The organism is Aestuariivirga sp., from assembly GCF_041738905.1.
Lineage (GTDB): Bacteria > Pseudomonadota > Alphaproteobacteria > Rhizobiales > Aestuariivirgaceae > Aestuariivirga.
Genome location: NZ_JBGSOZ010000193.1, coordinates 1 through 2,780, shown reverse-complemented (window position 1 = coordinate 2,780; position 2,780 = coordinate 1). Strand labels below are relative to the sequence as shown.

The window sequence follows — 2,780 nt, the reverse complement described above, 5'->3', positions numbered from 1 at the left end:
GTCGGTCCGGGGCTCGGCGCTGCGGCGGGAGCGGCAGCCTCCGCCGCCGGTTTCGGTGCCGGGGCCGCATCCGCCTCGCCGATCACGGCGATGGGCGTGTTCACCTTCACGTTCTCGGTGCCCGCCGGAATGAGGATGGCGGTGAGCGGTCCCTCGTCTACGGCTTCCACTTCCATCGTGGCCTTGTCGGTTTCGATCTCGGCGAGAACATCGCCGGGCTTCACCATGTCGCCCACGTTCTTGAGCCACTTGGCAAGCTTGCCCTCTTCCATGGTCGGCGAAAGAGCGGGCATGAGGATTGATGGCATGGATCAGGACTCCATCGGGTTCAGGACGTGGCGACCATCAGGACGGCGATGATCATGGCAGAAATGATGCTGGCACAGAAGCCGTGACATGGGGGGCCGCGAGCGCCGGTCTCAGGCATTCACGTAGATGTCGGTCCAGAGTTCGCTGGCATCCGGCTCCGGATCATTCTGCGCGAACTCGGCGGCTTCCGTCACCACCGTGCGGATGTCGGCGTCGATCTTCTTGAGCTCTTCCTCGGTCGCCAGCTTGGCGTTGAGGATGCGGGCCTTCACCTGCTCGATCGGGTCGTGCTCCTCGCGCATCTTCTGCACTTCTTCCTTGGAGCGGTACTTCGCCGGGTCCGACATCGAGTGGCCGCGATAGCGGTAGGTCATCATTTCCAGAATATATGGCCCCTCGCCCGAGCGGCAATGGTCGACCGCGCGTTCGGCGGCATCGCGCACCGCGCGAACGTCCATTCCGTCCACCTGCTCGAAGGGTATGCCGAATGCGGCACCGCGCGCGCCAAGCTGTTCCGCCATGGCGGTGGAGCGGCTTGCCGCCGTGCCCATGGCATAGCGGTTGTTCTCGATGATGAAGATCACGGGCAGCTTCCAGATCGAGGCCATGTTGAAGGTCTCGTAAACCTGGCCCTGGTTCGCCGCGCCATCGCCGAAATAGGCAACCGACACATTGTCGTTGCCGCGATACTTGTTGGCGAAGGCCAGCCCTGCGCCCAGCGGCACCTGCGCGCCGACGATACCGTGACCGCCGAAGAACTGCTTCTCACGGCTGAACATGTGCATGGAGCCGCCCTTGCCCTTGGACAATCCGCCGCGCCTGCCGGTTAATTCCGCCATGACACCCTTGGGGTCCATGCCGCAGGCCAGCATGTGGCCGTGGTCGCGGTAGGAGGTGATGACCTGGTCGCCGTCCTTCTGCGCCATCTGCATGCCCACCACCACGGCCTCCTGGCCGATATAGAGGTGGCAGAAGCCGCCGATGAAACCCATGCCATAAAGCTGGCCGGCCTTTTCCTCGAACCGCCGGATCAGCAGCATCTCGCGATAGGCGTGAAGTTCTTCTTCCGTGGTGAAACCGCTGTTGGTGAGATTGGTCTTCTCACCCTTGCTGAGCTTTCGCGATATATAGGCCGACTTGACCGCCATGGACGCTTCCTCCAGCCAGAAACCAATGCCATTTGCATAGCATTAAACGCTTGAGACTGCAGGCAGATTTATGGATTAACCGGATTTCAGTTTACGCCACGGATTTCATTTGGAAAATTACCGCTTGGTGAAGGCAACCACGTCGCTTGGCCGGGCCAGTTCGAGCTGACCGCGCGCCAATTCGTCAAGCAGGTCAGGATCGATGCTTTCGGGGCGCAGCAAGCCCACCTTGTGCTCAAGCCGCACCCGCTGCTGCTGGAATGTCTCGAATCTTTGGGTCAGCGCCGCCACCTTCCGCTCCAGCCCATCGCGGTAGGGATAGCCGCGCGGGCCCTCGAAGGCATGCCAGCCGAAATAGCCGAGCATGGCGCAGCAGACGCAGGTGACGACGAAATCGAAGCGGCGCATGGGAGTCTTCCGGTGATTCTCCTCGCAGATTCCGGCGGACTCGGTTAACAATCAGTCACCATACGCTTTATATTTGCTTGACCTTTCCTGTCGTCATGCCGATGTAACTCGCGGAGTTACCATTATGTTGTCCAGCAGCAGATTCATCGTCGCGGTCCACGCCATGAGTGTCCTCGCCCGGTTCACGGGCAAGGGACCCGTGTGCTCGGCCCTTGTGGCGGAGAGCGTACACACAAATCCGGTCGTCATCCGCCGTCTCATGACGGAACTGGAGAAGGTCAATCTCGTGCGCTCGGTCGCGGGCCGGTCTGGAGGCTTCGAACTGAACCGCGATGCGGGAGAGATCACGCTGGCGGACGTCTATTTCGCGGTCGAGGACGAGAACGTCTTCCGCATGCACAAGACGGACCCTCATTCGCAATGTCCCGTGGCGGCGCAACTGGGCAAGATCCTGTCTCCTCCGCTCCGTGCGGCGGAATGCGCGCTGCATTCTTCGCTGGCCAAGACGTCGATCCGCGACGTCGCCACTGCCATCGTCTGACCGGCTTACGCCCGCCTTGGCCCAGGTTCAGGCGAAGGCGTCCCTCCTCCTCAATCTTCTGGCGCTCGGCAACTTTGTCGTCGGCATGGGCGCCTTTGTCGTCATCGGCGTGGTCACGCCGATCGCGGAGGACTTGCACGTCTCCAAGGCGGATGCATCCATCATCCTCACCTCCTACGCGCTCGCCTATGCCGTGCTGTCTCCCATCGGGGCCGCCATCACGGGCAACTTGCCGCGCCGCACGGTGCTGACGGGCGCCCTGGCGATGTTCTGCCTTGGCACCATCCTGTCGGCACTCGCCTGGTCCTTGCCGCTCCTCACCGCCTCGCGCGTGCTCGTGGCGTTTGGCGCCGCACTCTACACGCCCATGTCGG

At 62.3% G+C, this 2,780-nt stretch carries 5 protein-coding genes; 2 read left to right on the top strand and 3 right to left on the bottom strand.

Annotated elements, in window-relative coordinates; all coding sequences use genetic code 11:
- The 3 genes from ACEW8Q_RS18645 to ACEW8Q_RS18635 form a co-directional block, all read right to left on the bottom strand.
- The coding region (locus ACEW8Q_RS18645; RefSeq protein WP_373505564.1) for a biotin/lipoyl-containing protein at nucleotides 1-308 on the bottom strand (308 nt) is incomplete at its 3' end.
- Between the two features lie 111 nt (nucleotides 309-419).
- Complete coding sequence (pdhA, locus tag ACEW8Q_RS18640) at nucleotides 420-1,457, bottom strand: pyruvate dehydrogenase (acetyl-transferring) E1 component subunit alpha (protein ID WP_373505563.1); 1,038 nt, start codon at nucleotides 1,455-1,457, stop codon at nucleotides 420-422.
- Between the two features lie 117 nt (nucleotides 1,458-1,574).
- Complete coding sequence (locus ACEW8Q_RS18635) at nucleotides 1,575-1,865, bottom strand: septum formation initiator family protein (protein WP_373505562.1); 291 nt, start codon at nucleotides 1,863-1,865, stop codon at nucleotides 1,575-1,577.
- A gap of 124 nt (nucleotides 1,866-1,989) precedes the next feature.
- Here ACEW8Q_RS18635 and ACEW8Q_RS18630 point away from each other — a divergent pair, with 124 nt between their 5' ends.
- Nucleotides 1,990-2,406, top strand: coding sequence for an Rrf2 family transcriptional regulator (locus ACEW8Q_RS18630; protein ID WP_373505561.1), 417 nt, complete (start codon nucleotides 1,990-1,992; stop codon nucleotides 2,404-2,406).
- Nucleotides 2,407-2,422: 16 nt separating this feature from the next.
- Nucleotides 2,423-2,780: MFS transporter (locus tag ACEW8Q_RS18625; RefSeq protein ID WP_373505560.1), on the top strand; the 358-nt coding region annotated here is incomplete at its 3' end.